Source organism: Methylobacterium segetis, assembly GCF_004348265.1.
Taxonomy (GTDB): domain Bacteria; phylum Pseudomonadota; class Alphaproteobacteria; order Rhizobiales; family Beijerinckiaceae; genus Methylobacterium; species Methylobacterium segetis.
In genome coordinates this window covers 1-14,425 of the sequence record NZ_SMNT01000128.1, presented here as the reverse complement: position 1 = coordinate 14,425, position 14,425 = coordinate 1, and the positions used below count along the sequence as shown (strand labels likewise).

15 protein-coding genes, 1 rRNA gene and 1 pseudogene are annotated in these 14,425 nt (G+C 73.5%); 12 read left to right on the top strand and 5 right to left on the bottom strand.

Annotated features, from left to right (window positions below):
* Nucleotides 1–523, bottom strand: a 523-nt coding sequence (locus E1J50_RS23440; RefSeq protein WP_245516716.1) for an alpha/beta fold hydrolase, incomplete at its 3' end; no start/stop codon positions are given.
* Between the two features lie 245 nt (nt 524–768).
* Here E1J50_RS23440 and E1J50_RS23435 point away from each other — a divergent pair.
* Nucleotides 769–1,470 (top strand): GntR family transcriptional regulator, encoded by a 702-nt coding sequence (locus E1J50_RS23435; protein WP_132256199.1) that lies wholly within the window; start codon nt 769–771, stop codon nt 1,468–1,470.
* A 9-nt stretch (nt 1,471–1,479) separates the two neighbouring features.
* Here the strand turns inward: E1J50_RS23435 and E1J50_RS23430 are convergent, their stop codons facing one another.
* On the bottom strand, nt 1,480–1,896 hold the full coding sequence (locus E1J50_RS23430) for a nuclear transport factor 2 family protein (protein WP_132256196.1): 417 nt from the start codon (nt 1,894–1,896) through the stop codon (nt 1,480–1,482).
* Between the two features lie 226 nt (nt 1,897–2,122).
* On the opposite strand from E1J50_RS23430, the gene E1J50_RS23425 reads away from it, so the two are divergent.
* The 7 genes and pseudogenes from E1J50_RS23425 to hpxZ all read left to right on the top strand — a co-directional run bounded on the left by E1J50_RS23425 (nt 2,123) and on the right by hpxZ (nt 9,755).
* On the top strand, nt 2,123–3,361 hold the full coding sequence (locus tag E1J50_RS23425) for an ABC transporter substrate-binding protein (protein WP_245516715.1): 1,239 nt from the start codon (nt 2,123–2,125) through the stop codon (nt 3,359–3,361).
* Nucleotides 3,362–3,383: 22 nt separating this feature from the next.
* Nucleotides 3,384–4,253, top strand: coding sequence for a branched-chain amino acid ABC transporter permease (locus E1J50_RS23420; RefSeq protein ID WP_132256194.1), 870 nt, complete (start codon nt 3,384–3,386; stop codon nt 4,251–4,253).
* Nucleotides 4,254–4,257: 4 nt separating this feature from the next.
* Nucleotides 4,258–6,741: a branched-chain amino acid ABC transporter ATP-binding protein/permease gene (locus tag E1J50_RS23415; RefSeq protein ID WP_132256191.1), complete on the top strand. Its 2,484-nt coding sequence runs from the start codon at nt 4,258–4,260 to the stop codon at nt 6,739–6,741.
* A gap of 53 nt (nt 6,742–6,794) precedes the next feature.
* Entirely contained in the window at nt 6,795–7,748 is a 954-nt protein-coding gene (locus tag E1J50_RS23410) for a polysaccharide deacetylase family protein (RefSeq protein ID WP_245516714.1), read from the top strand.
* 27 nt (nt 7,749–7,775) lie between these two features.
* Nucleotides 7,776–7,964 carry a DUF4089 domain-containing protein gene (locus E1J50_RS23405; protein ID WP_132256189.1) on the top strand — a complete coding sequence of 63 codons (189 nt, stop codon included), beginning with the start codon at nt 7,776–7,778 and terminating at the stop codon, nt 7,962–7,964.
* Nucleotides 7,961–9,365, top strand: a pseudogene (locus E1J50_RS23400) (AtzE family amidohydrolase). Before E1J50_RS23405 ends, E1J50_RS23400 begins: the two are co-directional and overlap by 4 nt.
* A 9-nt stretch (nt 9,366–9,374) precedes the next feature.
* Entirely contained in the window at nt 9,375–9,755 is a 381-nt protein-coding gene (gene hpxZ, locus E1J50_RS23395; RefSeq protein ID WP_132256186.1) for an oxalurate catabolism protein HpxZ, read from the top strand.
* Nucleotides 9,756–9,866: 111 nt separating this feature from the next.
* Here the strand turns inward: hpxZ and E1J50_RS23390 are convergent, their stop codons facing one another.
* Complete coding sequence (locus E1J50_RS23390; protein ID WP_132256184.1) at nt 9,867–10,229, bottom strand: DUF6481 family protein; 363 nt, start codon at nt 10,227–10,229, stop codon at nt 9,867–9,869.
* Nucleotides 10,230–10,330: 101 nt separating this feature from the next.
* On the bottom strand, nt 10,331–10,540 hold the full coding sequence (locus E1J50_RS23385) for a cold-shock protein (protein ID WP_132256181.1): 210 nt from the start codon (nt 10,538–10,540) through the stop codon (nt 10,331–10,333).
* Nucleotides 10,541–10,989: 449 nt separating this feature from the next.
* Here E1J50_RS23385 and E1J50_RS23380 point away from each other — a divergent pair, with 449 nt between their 5' ends.
* The 4 genes from E1J50_RS23380 to E1J50_RS23365 all read left to right on the top strand — a co-directional run bounded on the left by E1J50_RS23380 (nt 10,990) and on the right by E1J50_RS23365 (nt 14,128).
* Nucleotides 10,990–11,259 (top strand): hypothetical protein, encoded by a 270-nt coding sequence (locus E1J50_RS23380; protein WP_132256179.1) that lies wholly within the window; start codon nt 10,990–10,992, stop codon nt 11,257–11,259.
* 18 nt (nt 11,260–11,277) lie between these two features.
* Complete coding sequence (locus E1J50_RS23375) at nt 11,278–11,487, top strand: hypothetical protein (RefSeq protein WP_132256176.1); 210 nt, start codon at nt 11,278–11,280, stop codon at nt 11,485–11,487.
* Between the two features lie 59 nt (nt 11,488–11,546).
* Entirely contained in the window at nt 11,547–11,768 is a 222-nt protein-coding gene (locus E1J50_RS23370; RefSeq protein ID WP_132256174.1) for a hypothetical protein, read from the top strand.
* Between the two features lie 215 nt (nt 11,769–11,983).
* Nucleotides 11,984–14,128 (top strand): helicase-related protein, encoded by a 2,145-nt coding sequence (locus E1J50_RS23365; RefSeq protein ID WP_132256172.1) that lies wholly within the window; start codon nt 11,984–11,986, stop codon nt 14,126–14,128.
* Nucleotides 14,129–14,281: 153 nt separating this feature from the next.
* Here the strand turns inward: E1J50_RS23365 and rrf are convergent.
* Nucleotides 14,282–14,397 (bottom strand): 5S ribosomal RNA (gene rrf / locus E1J50_RS23360).
* Nucleotides 14,398–14,425 lie beyond the last annotated feature (28 nt).

Sequence of the window (14,425 nt, the reverse complement as noted above, 5' to 3'; positions counted from 1 at the left end):
GGTCCCGCCCCGACCGCGTCGCGAGGGCCAGCGAGACGATGGTGCCCCAGGAATGGCCGAGGATGACGGGATTGCGCACGTTGAGCTGATCGAGCACGCGCTCGACGAGCCGCGCCTGGGCGGCGGCCGTCCAGATCCGGTGGCGCGGCCGCTCCGTGTGGCCGAAGCCGGGCCGGTCGATCGCGATGACCCGGTAGCGTTCGGCGAGCTGGTCGAGGAGCCCGCTGATGGCGAAATCCTCCGCCATCGTCCCGTTGCCGTGGATCAGCACCACGGGGCGCCCCCGGCCCCGCGCGATGTAGTGGACGCGCAGGCCGTCGATCTCGACGAAGCGGCCCGGCGCCCGGCCCGGGGCCGCCTCCCGCGGCGGCTTCACCGTCTTCCGGGCCTCGCGGAGCGTCTTCTGCCCCTGGCGGGACGCGGCCTCGCCGAACTGGACGGTCGCCTTCAGGATCGAGGCGAGGCCGGAGGAGAGCCGGCGCACCGCGCGCCGGGAGGCTCGCCTGCGAACGAGTGGGGACACGGCGGGGGCTCCGGGGATGAGGGCTCGGCCCGGTTGGAGCAGGTCAGTGCGGCGGAAGCGCGACGATCCGGCCCGGCGGGGCCTGCCCGTCCGGGCCGAGCCCCGCATGCGGCTTCGAACTTGCCTCCGTACGGTCTAGCTTTCCTCTCCCGTCCGTGCCTGTACGGCGGTGCGCCCCTCCTCCGGCCGCCCAGCGGGCCTCGCCGGCGGGAGGATGGTGCGGTCGCGGCCGGGGCAGGTCCTGCATGAACGATGAGAGACGACGCGACGCGACGGACCGGGTCGGCGCGATCTGCCGGTCGCTCCGGCGCGCCATCGTGGAGCGGGCGCTGGCGCCGGGCGACCGGCTGCCCGAGGATGCGCTGGGCGAACGCTTCGGCGTCAGCCGCACCATCGCCCGCCAAGCCCTCGGCCAGCTCGCCGCCGAGGGGCTGGTCGAGCTGCGCCGCAACCGGATCGCGGTCGTGGCGACGCCGAGCTGGGAGGAGGCGCGGGACGCCTTCGACGTCCGGATCGGGCTCGAGCGCCTCGTCGTGGCCCGCTTGGCCGGGCGCCTCGGCGCCGAGCAGATGGCGACCCTCGACGCCCATATCGCGGGCGAGGAGGCGGCGGCGGGCGGCCCGGAGGCGACCTCGATCCGCCTCGCGACCGAGTTCCACCTCCTGCTCGCGGAGATGACGGGCAGCGCCGTGCTCCGGCGCTACGTGGCCGAGCTCGGCTATCGCTGCGCGCTTATCCTGTCCCTCTACGCCCGCCCGCACTCGTCGGATTGCGCGGTGAGCGAGCACCGGGCCATCGTCGCCGCGCTGGCGGAGGGCGACGCCGCGCGGGCGGGCGCGCTGATGGACCACCATCTCGACGCCGTGGCCGAGCGGGCGCGGATCGCTGCCGCGCCCCTGCGCGACGCCGACCTCGTCCGGCGGCTGGCGCCCTACGTCGAACGCTGAGCGCGCGGCTCAGTCGGCGAGGCCGGCCCGGGTCAGCAGGCGCTCGGCGCTGTCGTTCCAGACCTCCATCGACCGGATCAGCCCGTCGCGGACGGTGAAGCGGTCGACGTAGCGGTTGCCCTCGAAGGCGGTCCCGTCCGGCCACGCGCCGTAGAGGGTGCCGAGGCTGTAGACCGTGGTCTCCCCCTGCCCCGGCACCACGTCGAGGCGCTCCATGCGCTTCTTCACCCAGGCGTAGCGGCCCGCGTTGAAGGCGGTGACCTCCCGCGGATGCCGGAAGCGCCGGGCCCCCGTGAAGACGATCTCGAGGTCCGGCGCCATGTAGCGGGCGGCCGTCTCCGGGTCGGGGACCATCGAGGCTTCGAGATAGGCGGTGACGATCGCGGCCGCCTCCCGCGCCGCGTCGGCGGCAATGTCCTGGCTCATGATTCGTAGGCTCCGGTTCCTCGGCACGCGCCCTCGGCGGTGCCGGACGAGCCTGCCAGGAAGCCGGCGGCTCCGCCTGCGAAAAGTGTATGCAGTTTTTAGCGGAAGTGTGCACATTTTGTGCGGTGCCTGCACGCGATGGGCCATGACAGGGGGAAATCCGGCTGTACTCTGATGGCATGGGCGTTGCGGATCGCTCCCCAGCCCCGCCGGAGACCGAACCGCCATGTCCCTCCGAAACCTCGCCCTCCGAAACCTCTCGCTCCGATCCGTCCGCCTCCAGGCTCTCCGCCCGACGCGCGCCGGCTTCGGCCGCCTCGCTCTCCTGTCGCTCCTCGCGGGCCTCGCGGCGCTCGGGCCGAGCCGGGCCGCGGAGCCGGTGCGGATCGGCCTCGTCACCGCCCTCAGCGGCCAGTCGGCGAAGTCGGGGGAGGCGATCTCCCGCGGCATCGGGCTCGCCATCGACGAGATCAACGCGAAGGGCGGCGTGCTCGGGCGCCCGCTGGAGCTCGTGGCCCGCGACGACGAGGCCAATCCCTCGAAGGGCGTGCTCGCCGCCCGCGAGCTGATCCAGCGCGCCGGCGTCGCCGCCCTCATCGGCGGCCTCGACACCCCGGTCTCGATGGCGATCGTCCCCATCGCCAACCAGATGAAGGTGCCCTTCGTCGGCCCCTGGGCGGCGGGCACCGGCATCACCCGCAACGGCGCGGCGGACAATTACGCCTTCCGGGTCTCGGCCGTGGACGCCCTCGTCGACGAGGCCCTCGTCGCCTACGCGGTGAAGACCTACGGCGCGAAGAAGCCGGGCATGATCCTCGTCAACAACGCCTGGGGCGAATCGAACCAGCAGGGCCTCGTGGCCGCCCTGAAGGCGGCGAGCCTGCCGGCCGCGGGCATCGAGAAATACGAGGCGAACGACGTCGACATGGTGCCCCAGCTCACCCGCCTCCGGGAGGCGGGCGCCGACGCCCTGTTCCTCGTCGGCAATGTCGGCCCCTCCGCCCAGGTGGTGAAGTCCCTCGACCGGATGGGCTGGAGCGTGCCGGTGATCTCGCATTGGGGACCGGCGGGCGGGCGCTTCGACGAGCTCGCCGGCCCGAGCGCCGCCAAGGTCCATTTCATCCAGACCTTCACCTTCGCGGGCAACGAGGCGCCCAAGGCCAAGGCCGTGCTCGCGGCGCTGAAGGCGAAATACCCGGCCATCAAGTCGATGGCGGACGTGACCCCTGCGGTCGGCATCGCCAACGCCTACGACGCCACGCACCTGATCGCGCTGGCGATCGCGGCGGCGGGCTCCACCGAGGGACCCAAGGTCCGCGACGGCTTCTACCGGATCGCGACCTATCCGGGCCTGATCAAGACCTACGAGGCGCCCTTCGCGCCGGGCCGGCACGACGCGCTCGGCCCCCAGGACTACGTCTTCACGCGCTTCCAGAACGGCGAGATCGTCGCGGTGACGCAGTGACCGGCGCCCGGAGGGCACGCCCATGCTGACCAGCGTCCTCGTCAGCGGCCTCGGCCTCGGCAGCATGTACGGGCTGATCGCGCTCGGCTTCCACATCACCTACGCGGTCTCCGGGACCGTCAACTTCGCGCAGGGGAGCGCCGTCACCCTCGGGGCGGTGCTCGGCTACTGGCTGGCGGTCGGCCTCGGCTGGCCGATGCCGCTGGCGGTGGCGGGCGCGCTCCTCGGCTGCGCGCTCCTCGGCCTCGTCGTCGAGCGGATCCTGGTGCGGCCCTTCGTGGAGCGCGGCTCCGACGCGTGGCTGCTCGCCACCGTAGCGGGGGGCATCATCCTCGACAACGCCCTGCTCTTCACCTTCGGCAAGGAGCCGCGCAGCCTCCCCTCCGCCCTGGTGGCGAGCCCCATCGAGGTGCTCGGCGCCGGCATCTACCCCCTGCAGATCGTGATCCCGGTCGTCGGGATCGCCGCGTCCCTGGCGCTGCGGGCCGTGTTCCGCGGCACCGATCTCGGGCGGGTGCTGCTCGCGGTCGCGCAGAATGCCGACGCCGCCCGGCTGATGGGCATCGACGTCCGCCGCACCGTGGCCTGCGCCTTCGCCCTCTCGGGGCTGCTGGCGGGCGCGGCCGGGCTCCTGATCGCGCCGCTCTTCTCGGTCTCGGCCGAGATGGGCGCCTTGTTCGGCATCAAGGCCTTCGCGGTCGCGATCCTCGGCGGCATCGGCTCGGCCACGGGCGTGGTGCTCGCTGGCCTGCTCTACGGGCTCGTCGAGGCCGGCGTCACGGCGACGCTCGGCTCCACCTACACGCAGATCGTCGTCTTCTCGGTGATCATCCTGGCGCTGGCGCTCCGTCCGGACGGGCTCCTCGGCCGGGCGGCGGTCAACAAGGTCTGAGCCCATGCTCCAGCCGAAGCGCCACCCGCTGCGCGCGCCCGCCGCGATGCCGCTCGCGATCCTCGCCCTCACCGCCGCGGGGCTCGGCCTCGTGGCCCTGAGCCAGGGCTACACCCACTTCGTCATCGCGCTCGTCGCGCTGACCGTCGTGGCCGGCACCGGCCTCAACGTGCTGCTCGGGCTGGCGGGCCTGATCTCCTTCGGGCATGCGGGCTTCTACGCGCTCGGGGCCTATGCGAGCGCGATCCTGACGCTCTCCGGGCTCAGCTTCTGGCTGGCGCTGCCCGCCGCCGGCCTCCTCACCGCCCTCGTCGGCGCGCTCCTCGCCGTGCCCGCCATGCGGGTGAAGGGGCCCTACCTCGCCATGATGACGATCGCCTTCGGCTTCCTCGTGGAGCACGGGCTCGTCGAGGGCGGGGCGCTCACGGGCGGCCAGAACGGGCTCGTGATCACGGCCGGCCCGGTCCTGTTCGGCGAGGCGCTGGCGGAGCGGGGCCTCGCGATCCTCTCGGTCCTCGGGGCGGGCCTCAGCCTCTACGGGTTCCACCGCCTGCGCCTCGCCCGGCTCGGCCGCGCGATGCGGGCCGTGCGCGATTCGGAGGCGGCGGCGGCCTCCCTCGGCTTCGACCCGGTGCGGGTGAAGACGGCGGCCTTCGCGATCTCCGCCGGCCTCACCGGGCTCGCAGGGGCGGTGCTGCCGCCCCTGATGCTGTTCATCGCCCCGAGCTCCTTCCCGTTCTCGCAATCGATCCTGTTCGTGCTCTCCGTCGTGGTCGGCGGGGCCGGCACCGTGCTCGGGCCGCTCTGCGGCGCCCTCGTCACCGTGCTCCTGCCGGAGCTCCTCGCCGGCCTCGCCGAGTACCGGCTCATCTTCTTCGGGCTGACGACCCTCGTGGTGCTGTGGCTGGTGCCGGCCGGCATCGTCGGGACGCTGGCGAGGCTCCTCCCCCGCGCGGCGGACGCGCGCGCGCCGAGGGCGGGCGACGGGTCCGCCCTCCCCCGCCGGGAGGACGGCGAGCCTCTCGTGATCGAGGGGCTCGGCATCAGCTTCGGCGGCATCCGCGCCGCCGACGGGGTCTCGCTCACCGCCGCCGCGGGCCGGGTCACGAGCCTCATCGGCCCGAACGGGGCCGGCAAGACCACTGTCCTCAACATGGTCTCGGGCTTCTACCGGCCGGATGCGGGCGCGATCCGCCTGGGCCGCCGCGACCTCGCCGGCGCATCCGCCCACGCGATCGCCCGGGCCGGCATCGCCCGCACCTACCAGACCACGCGCCTGTTCGGCTCGCTCAGCGTCCTCGACAACGTGGCGCTCGCGGTCGCGCCCGGCAGCCTCCTGCGCCGGAGCACCGCCGGGGATGCCGGACACGCCGCCGCCCTCCTCGCCTTCGCGGGGTATGCCGGCCCCCTCGACCGGCCGGCCGCGGAGCTGCCGCATGTCGACCGGCGCCTCGTCGAGATCGCCCGGGCGCTCGCGGGCGGCCCGAAGGTGCTGCTCCTCGACGAGCCCGCCGCCGGCCTGACCCGGGCCGACACCGACCGGATCGGCAGCCTCCTGCGCCGCATCTCGGAATCCGGCGTCGCGGTCATCCTCGTCGAGCACGACATGCCGCTCGTGATGGGCACCTCCGACCACATCCTCGTGATGGATGCCGGCCGCCCGATCGCGACGGGCGCGCCCGCCGAGGTGCGCCGCGACCCGGCCGTGCTGCGCGCCTATCTCGGCGGCGCCGAGACGCCGGCCCGGCCCCGCGCCGCCCCCTGGCAGGGGCCGGCCGACCCGGTCCTGGCGAGCCACCGCCTCCGGGCGGGCTACGGCGCGGCCCCGGTGCTCGACGACCTCGCCCTCTCGGTCCGGCCCGGGGAGACGGTGGCCCTGCTCGGTGCCAACGGCGCCGGCAAGTCGACGGCGATGCGCGCCCTCTCGGGCCTGCTGCGGCCGGTCCAGGGCAGCATCGTCCTGGCGGACCGGCCGGTCGCGGAGCTTCCCGCCCACGCCATCGCCCGCCTCGGCCTCGCCCTCGTGCCGGAGGGGCGGCAGGTCTTCCCGGAACTCACCGTGATCGAGAACATCCGCCTCGGCGCCCGCGGCCGGGGCGGTCGGATCGACCCGGCCGAGATCGAGGCCCTGCTCGACCGCTTCCCGCGGCTGCGCGAGCGGGCCGGGAGCCGGGCGGGCCTCCTGTCCGGCGGCGAGCAGCAGATGCTCGCCATCGCCCGCGGGCTGATGGCGCGGCCCCGCATCCTCCTCCTCGACGAGCCCTCCCTCGGGCTCGCGCCGGCCATGATCAACACGCTCTACGGCGTGGTGGCGGATCTGAGGGACCGGGGCATCACCATCCTGATCGTCGACCAGATGGCGGCGCTCGCCCTCACCGTCGCGGATCGCGGCTACGTGCTGGAGCAGGGCCGCGTCGTCGCCGAGGGCAGCGCGGCCGAACTCCAGGCCGACAAGGGCCTGGAGGCGGCCTATCTCGGAGCGGCCTGATGTCCCGTCTCGGACACCCGGCGGCCGCGGGCCGGCCGGACAGCGGAGCACCCATGCGACCGAACTCGGAACCCCGACCGAACTCGGAACCCCGACCGAACTCGGAACCCCGACCGAACTCGGAACCCCGATCGGCCCCGGACCACGGCCGCTACGGCTACAGCGCCCTGCCCGACCGCCCGGTCTACGACTGGCCGGGGGGGAAGCGCCTCGCCGTCTATCTCGGGCTCAACCTCGAGACCTTCGCCTTCGGCGAGGGGCTCGGGGCCGAGCTTGCGCCGGGCGGGCCGCAGCCGGACGTCCTGAACTACGCCTGGCGGGACTGGGGCAACCGGGTCGGCGCGTGGCGCATCCGGGACATGCTGGACGAACTCGTCCTGCCGGCCGGCGTGCTGGCCAACAGCAACCTCTACCGGGATTGCCCGGGCCTGATCGAGGCGTTCCGCGCCCGCGGCGACGAGATCGTCGCGCATGGCCGCACCACTGCCGAGCGCCAGGGCTCCCTCGACGAGGCGGGCGAGCGCGCCCTCATCCGTGAGGCGACGGCGGTCATCGCGCGCGAGGAGGGCCGGGCGCCCGCGGGCTGGCTGGGGCCGTGGATCTCGCAATCGCCGGTGACGCCGGACCTCCTGGCCGAGGCCGGCTACCGCTACCTCCTCGACTGGGCGCACGACGACCAGCCGGTCTGGTTCGCGACGCGCGGCGGCGGGCGCATCCTCTCGGTGCCCTACCCGCAGGAGTTGAACGACATCCCGGCGATCGTCGCCCGCAAGGAATCGGGCGCGCATTTCGCCGAGATGATCGTCGAGACCTTCGAGGAGATGCTGGACCAGTCCCGCGCGGCGCCGCTGGTGATGGGCATCGCGCTCCACCCCTACATCGTCGGCCAGCCCCACCGGCTGCGCCCTCTGCGGCGGGCGCTCCGGCACATCGCGGAGCGGCGCGACGCCGTCTGGATCACGACGCCCGGCGCGATCGCCGGGCACGCCGCCGCCTGTCTGGCCTGATCCGGGGCCTCAGCGAGGAGAGACGCCATGCCCGAGCCGACATCGAACCGCGAGGACTACGCGCGTGCGGCCGCCGAGTGGCTCGGCATCCCGGTCGAGCCGGCCTGGGCGGATTCCATCGCCTTCAACCTGCGGGTGCTCGGAGAGGCGGCGGCCCTGGTCGAGGGCTTCCCCCTGCCCGACGAGACCGAGGCGGCGCCGGTCTACACCGCATGAGCGCGGCCGTGGACTGGAGCCTCGCCCCGGCCTCCGAGATCGCCGCCGCTATCTCCGGCGGCCAGGTCGGCGCCCGCGCCGTCACCGAGGCGGCGCTCGCGCGGATCGCGCGGGTCGACCCGCGGGTGAACGCCTTCACGGACATCCTGCCCGAGCGGGCGCTGGCCCGGGCCGACGCCCTCGACCGCGCCCGCGCCGCCGGCGAGGCGCTCGGGCCGCTCGCGGGCGTGCCCGTCGCGGTCAAGAACCTGTTCGACATCGCCGGCCTGCCGACCCGGGCGGGGGCGAAGATCAACCGGGACCGCCCGCCGGCGGAGCGCGACGCCGCCCTCGTCCGCCGGCTCGAGGCCGCGGGCGCGATCCTCCTCGGCGGCCTCAACATGGGCGAGTACGCCTACGACTTCACCGGCGAGAACATCCACGACGGCGACACGCACAACCCCCACGACCTTGCCCGCATGTCCGGCGGATCGTCCGGCGGCTCGGGCGGGGCCGTGGCGGCCGGCCTCGTGCCGCTCGCCCTCGGCTCGGACACCAACGGCTCGATCCGCGTGCCCAGCGCCTTCTGCGGCTGCTTCGGCCTCAAGCCCACCTACGGGCGCCTGAGCCGGGCCGGCAGCTTCCCCTTCGTCGGCAGCCTCGACCATGTCGGCCCGATGGCGCGGAGCGTGCGCGACCTCGCGCTGGCCTACGATGCGATGCTCGGGCCGGACCCCGACGACCCGGCCCAGGCCGCCCGCCCGCCCGAGCCGGTGGGGGGCGAGTTCGAGCGGGGCGCGGCGGGCCTGCGCGTCGCGGTCGCGGGGGGCTATTTCGCCCGGATGGGCGAGCCCGAGGCCTTCGCCGCCGTGGCGCTGGCCGCCCGCGCCCTCGGGGCGACGGGGGAGGTCGAGATCCCCGAGGCCGCGCGCGCGCGCCGCCGCCTACCTGATCACGGCCGCCGAGGGCGCGGCCCTCCATCTCGACCGGCTGCGGACCCGCGCGGGCGAGTTCGACCCGGCCGTGCGCGACCGCCTGATCGCCGGGGCGATGATCCCGGCCCCCTTCGTGGAGCGGGCGCAGCGCTTCCGCCGCTGGTACCGCGCCGCCGTGCTCGACCTGTTCGGTTCCGTGAACCTGATCCTGGCGCCCGCCACCCCCTGCCGGGCGCCGCGCGGCGGGCAGAAGACCTTCGTGCTCGACGGGATCGAGCTGCCGGTGCGGGCCAATCTCGGCCTCTACACCCAGCCGATCTCCTTCATCGGCCTGCCCGTCGTGGCGGTGCCGGTCCGGCTCGACGGCGGCCTGCCGCTCGGCGTGCAGGTCATCGCGGCGCCCTGGCGGGAGGATCTCGCCCTGCGCGCGGCGCATCACCTGGAGCGGGCGGGCGTCGCGCGGGCGCCCGTCGCCGCCCTCGACTGAGAGGCCGTCATGCAGATCGACGATCCGGAGGTGAAGGCGGAGGTCGAGGCGGCCTTCCGCCGCTACGAGGCCGCCCTCGTCGGCAACGACGTGGCGACGCTGGAAGCGCTCTTCCACGACGACGCCCGCACGATCCGCTACGGCGCAGCCGAGAATCTCTACGGGATGGAGGCGATCCGCGCCTTCCGCCGGGCCCGCTCGCCGCAGGGGCTCGCGCGCGACCTCGAGGAGACGGTCGTGACCACCTACGGCCGGGACTTCGCCACGGCGATGACCCTGTTCCGGCGTTCGGGCGCGCCGGGCCGGATCGGCCGCCAGAGCCAGAGCTGGGTTCGCTTTCCCGAGGGCTGGCGGGTGGTGGCGGCCCATGTGAGCGTCATCGAGGCGTGACGCCGGGCCGGTGCCGGCCCGCACGGAACGGCCGTCGCGGGCGGCGAGGCCCGGGGGCTGCCGCCGGGCCGCGGTTCCGGCCCGGAGCCTGCCGGTCCTCGGGCTTGCGGATCAGCGCCGCGCCCGGGCCTTGCGGGCGGCGAAGCGCGCGTCGCGGGCCGCCTTCTGCTCGGCGGCGAGGGCGGCCTGACGCTCCGCCCGCTCGGTGGCCTCGCGCACGCGCTCGGCCTCCTGCCGCTCCAGCTCGGCGAGCGCCTCGGCCTCGCGCCGCGCCTCGGCGGCGAGACGGGCCCGCTCCCGCTCGGTCTCCCGGACCTCACGGGCCTCGATGATGGAGCGGCGGGCGGATTGGCGGGCGAGCACCGCCGGATCGTCGGCGGCCGGGCGGGCCCGGAAGCGGGCGACCGTGGCCTGGCGCGCCTTGGCGGCGGCCTCCAGACGATCGACGAGCGGATTGGCTTTGAATTGACCCACGTAAATTCCTTCTGGCCAGAGCAGCGCGGCGCTGATGGCGGGAAATGGATGAAGCCGCCCCGGATGGAGCGGCTTCGCAAGGGTGGTGCCGAGGGTACGCCTCAGGCGGCCTTCAGGTTCCCGGCCGATTGCTTGCCCGAGCGGCGATCGGTCTCCATCTCGTAGGCGACCTTCTGGCCCTCGACGAGGTTGCGCATGCCGGAGCGCTCGACGGCCGAGATGTGGACGAACACGTCCTTGCCGCCGTCATCGGGCTGGATGAAGCCGAAGCCCTTGGTCTCGTTGAACCACTTCACAGTGCCAGTGCTCATGGTGAGCTCCGTATCTTAGCAGGTTGGTCAATGGCGCGAGCGCGCAGGATGCGCGCTGAGCCGCTGGTCGTCGAAATGTGGAAGAGATGCAGAGCGCGCGCCCAAAGGGCGAAACGGCCGGATATCTGGCCAAAGATCGATGCAGGAGATCTAAGGCATCCGGGCGATACTTACAAGCTTGGGCCGAAAACCGCGAAATTCTGCATGAAATCAGGGTGTAAGCGGGGGTTTCAGCCCGTGGCGCGAAGAAGTTTTTCGCTCTCCCATTGCGAAACGGGGGTTCCGGCGCCATATCCGTTGCACGCCGGTCGCAACGTCTCGCGTTGCTGGATCGGCAACGGCCACGGTGCTGGAATGGGTGACGCCGGATGTACGCGCACTCCTCCCGCCACCAGTGGCCGTTCTTGTTTTCAGAGCGGTCGTCGTGCCGCCACAGGCTTCCGAGAACCATGGCCAAGCGTATCAAGTCCAAGCCGCTGGAACGCGGCTCCGTGCTGTTCGACGTCGTCTACGAGGACGGCTCGCAGGCATCCAACCGCCGCGTCCCCATGGAGGTGCTCGGTGGTCTGGACGGGGATGCCCCGGCCCGCGAGATGATCGCCGCCCAGGACGAGGCGATCGCCCAGAAGTCGGGCCGGCCGCAGCGGCTGATCCGCTCCGTGACCCGCTCCCCCGCGCCGGAAGCCAAGCCCTCGCGGGACCAGCACGGCAACGCCTGACGACGGTTGCGCGCATCCATGGCCCATCGCTTCCGTCTCGGCCAGTTCGTGCGCCTTCGCAGTCAGGCGGCCGCGCGCAACGCCAACCGGCTCTACGAGATCGTGCGGCTGCTGCCGGAGGAGGCCGGGGAGCCCGGCTACGCCATCCGCAGCACCGAGGCCGACGACCGCGAGGTGCGGGAGCGCGAGATCGCCGCGGCCTCCCGCGCGTCGCTTCCATCCGCGTAGCGCGGCCCGAACCCACTCCCGACCGGGTGCCTCCGCATCCGGCGAAGCAGGAGGCCCCCATGGCCCACGACAACCGGACCGGTAACGCACGCTCGATCTCGATGAGCGACTTCAACGCGCGGGCCAAGCGCATCGCCGAGCAGACGGGCGCGGTCGAGAAGCCGGAGAAGGTCTCGTTCAGCCGGCCGCGCAAGACCTTCGCGCGCGCGGAGCCGCAGCAGGCCGCGAGCCGGCCCGAGCCCGCGGAGGAGAACGAGGCGGCCGCTCAGGCCGAGGCCTGACGCGGACGGCCTGCCGGGGCGGCGTCGCGCCGGCGCGCAAGGCCCCGCGACCGGGAGCGCCTTTGCCGGAACGCGCCCGGCACGGCGCCGTTGGTGGGATCACGGCTGCCGGTTCGGGCGCGCTGCGCGGCGGACCGGCTCCCGTCGCCGGTGAGGCGCCGCCCACCCGGTCCCGTTCACGGCCCTGACCCGAGAGCAGGGCGAGGAGTCGACCCGTGGTCCGCAAGCGCGTCCCCTCCACGATCGAGATCCTGATCGAGGCGGTGGCGCGGCTCGGGCTGCCGCCGAGATCCGTGGACATCGAGGCCCTGCGCGCGCATCTCGGCCTGCCCGAATTCGGCGGCTACGTCCAAGACGCGCGCGTGGCGCGCGCGCTCCGCGACATGAGGGCCAGCCGGACCTTCGCCGAGACGGGCGTCGCGGCGCTCCGCAAGGCCCTGCCGGCCCTGAGGGCCGCGGTGTCGAAGGATCACGCGATCACCTGGAGCCTGCGGGTCGCCGTCCCGCTCCTCGACGACGGGCGCCTCGATCTGCGGATCGACGTGCCGCCCGATGCGGCAGCCCTCAACGTCCTCAAGGGCATGGCCCACCGCAACGACCCGACCTGGCGCCTCGACGAGTTGCGGGCGGCGCTCGGCGAGATCGCGGCGCAGGCGAGCCGCTCGCTGCGCAAGCCCGTCGAGCGCCTCCGGGAGCAGATCCGCCTCGACCTCGTGGAGGTCGGGGCCGATGCCTCCGCCTACATCGCCCATCTGGACCGCTCCCTACGCTCGCGCCAGTTCGATCTCGACGAGAATCTCGACCGCTCCCTGAGCGGGACCCTGGCGCCCGTGCGCAAGCGGGCGAAGGCCGTGGCGCGCGAGGATTCGCGGCTGCGGCGCCTGCGCGACCGGGTCGGGTTCGGCGCCTACATCGAGACCTTCACGGCCGCGCGCCGGATGAACCGGCGCATCCTGTTCCACATGGGGCCGACGAATTCGGGCAAGACCTACGCGGCCCTGAAGGCGCTGACCGGGGCGGAGACCGGCACCTACCTCGCGCCGCTTCGCCTCCTGGCGCTCGAGAATTACGAGACCCTGCTGGAGCGCGGGCTCAGGGCCGGCATGGTCACGGGCGAGGAGGTTCTGGGCGAGGCGAACCCGACCCACACCGCGCGCACCATCGAGACCGCCGACCTGACGCGCCCCGTCGACGTCGCGGTGATCGACGAGATCCAGATGCTCGCCGATCCCGACCGCGGCTGGGCCTGGACGAACGCCCTCTTCGGCATCCCGGCCAAGACCGTCATCGTCTGCGGCTCGGACGACGCGCTCGCCTCTGTCCGGCGCGCCGCCGAGGCCGCCGACGAATCCCTCGACGTGATCCCCTTCGCGCGCAAGTCGCCGCTCCTGCTGCTCGAGGAGCCCGTCCCCCTGGAGAAGGTCGAGCCGGGAGACGCCGTCGTGGCCTTCTCGCGCCGGGCCGTCCACGAGAACCGCGAGATCCTGGTGGCGCGGGGGCACAGCGTGGCCACGATCTACGGCGCGCTCTCGCCGGAGGTCCGGCGGGCGGAGGCCGCGCGGTTCCGCTCGGGCGAGGCGAACGTGCTCGTCACCACGGACGCGATCGGCATGGGCCTCAATCTCGGCCCCCTGAAGCGGATCGTGTTCTCGGCCGTGCGCAAGTACGACGGCGTCTCGGAGCGCGCGCTCACCCATTCCGAGATCCGGCAGATCGCGGGCCGGGCCGGGCGCTACGGCCACCAGGAGGTGGGCTACGTGGCGGCCACCGACGAGACGGGCATCGAGCCCCTGCGCAAAGCCCTCGGCGGGGCGCCGACCGCGCCGGCCGCCGACACCCGGTTCTTCGTCCGGCCCGACCTGATCGCGATCCGGTCGGTCGCCGAGGAGATGCAGACGCAGAGGCTGCACGACGTCCTCACGCATTTCGCCCGAGCCACCTTCTACGCGGGATCACCCTTCCAGCCCTCGGCGCTCGAGGAGATCCTGGAGGTCGCGCGGGCGGTCGACCGCGCCCGCCTGCCGATCGACGAGAAGTTCGCCTTCTCCGTCTGCCCGATCGATCGGCGCGACGAGGTCGCGATGAGCGTGCTGGAGCGCTGGACGCAGATGCGGGCCTCAGGCCAGACCGTGCCCGCGCTGCGAGCGAACCTGAGAGGCGAACTCGACTATCAGGAGCGCACGGTGAAGCTCGCGAGCGCCTATCTGTGGCTGTCGCGGCGCTTTCCCGACACGTTCGACGACCTTGACGCGATCCGCGACCTGCGCGGTCGCGCCAACGGGATGATCGAGCAGCATCTCCGGGAGACGGCCACCCGCAAGGTCGAGCGCCGCTCGCGCCGGGCAGCGGGAGCCCGGTGACGGCGCGACCCGAAAGGCTCGCCGGCGCGACCCGTTGACGGGGCGCCGCAACGCGAGACGGGCCGCCTCCCGTTTGGGAAGCGGCCCGTCTCGATCTCGATGGTCTGAGCGACGTGATCGTGTCGAGGGACTGGTGTGTTCTGCTGTTGGCAGGCCTGGCGGCGACCGACTCTCCCGTGTCTTGAGACACAGTACCATGGGCGCTGGTGCGTTTAACGGCCGAGTTCGAGATGGGATCGGGTTTTGTGCGCACCGCTCGAACCACCAGGCCGGCGGACAGCAGCGTTCGGCAAGCGT

Excerpts from the sequence above, each read along its gene's own strand:
- E1J50_RS23435 (WP_132256199.1), top strand. The coding sequence starts at position 769 with ATGAACGATGAGAGACGACGCGACGCGACGGACCGGGTCGGCGCGATC.
- E1J50_RS23430 (WP_132256196.1), bottom strand. The coding sequence starts at position 1,896 with ATGAGCCAGGACATTGCCGCCGACGCGGCGCGGGAGGCGGCCGCGATC.
- E1J50_RS23425 (WP_245516715.1), top strand. The coding sequence starts at position 2,123 with ATGTCCCTCCGAAACCTCGCCCTCCGAAACCTCTCGCTCCGATCCGTC.
- E1J50_RS23420 (WP_132256194.1), top strand. The coding sequence starts at position 3,384 with ATGCTGACCAGCGTCCTCGTCAGCGGCCTCGGCCTCGGCAGCATGTAC.
- E1J50_RS23415 (WP_132256191.1), top strand. The coding sequence starts at position 4,258 with ATGCTCCAGCCGAAGCGCCACCCGCTGCGCGCGCCCGCCGCGATGCCG.
- E1J50_RS23410 (WP_245516714.1), top strand. The coding sequence starts at position 6,795 with ATGCGACCGAACTCGGAACCCCGACCGAACTCGGAACCCCGACCGAAC.
- E1J50_RS23405 (WP_132256189.1), top strand. The coding sequence starts at position 7,776 with ATGCCCGAGCCGACATCGAACCGCGAGGACTACGCGCGTGCGGCCGCC.
- hpxZ (WP_132256186.1), top strand. The coding sequence starts at position 9,375 with ATGCAGATCGACGATCCGGAGGTGAAGGCGGAGGTCGAGGCGGCCTTC.
- E1J50_RS23385 (WP_132256181.1), bottom strand. The coding sequence starts at position 10,540 with ATGAGCACTGGCACTGTGAAGTGGTTCAACGAGACCAAGGGCTTCGGC.
- E1J50_RS23380 (WP_132256179.1), top strand. The coding sequence starts at position 10,990 with ATGGCCAAGCGTATCAAGTCCAAGCCGCTGGAACGCGGCTCCGTGCTG.
- E1J50_RS23375 (WP_132256176.1), top strand. The coding sequence starts at position 11,278 with ATGGCCCATCGCTTCCGTCTCGGCCAGTTCGTGCGCCTTCGCAGTCAG.
- E1J50_RS23370 (WP_132256174.1), top strand. The coding sequence starts at position 11,547 with ATGGCCCACGACAACCGGACCGGTAACGCACGCTCGATCTCGATGAGC.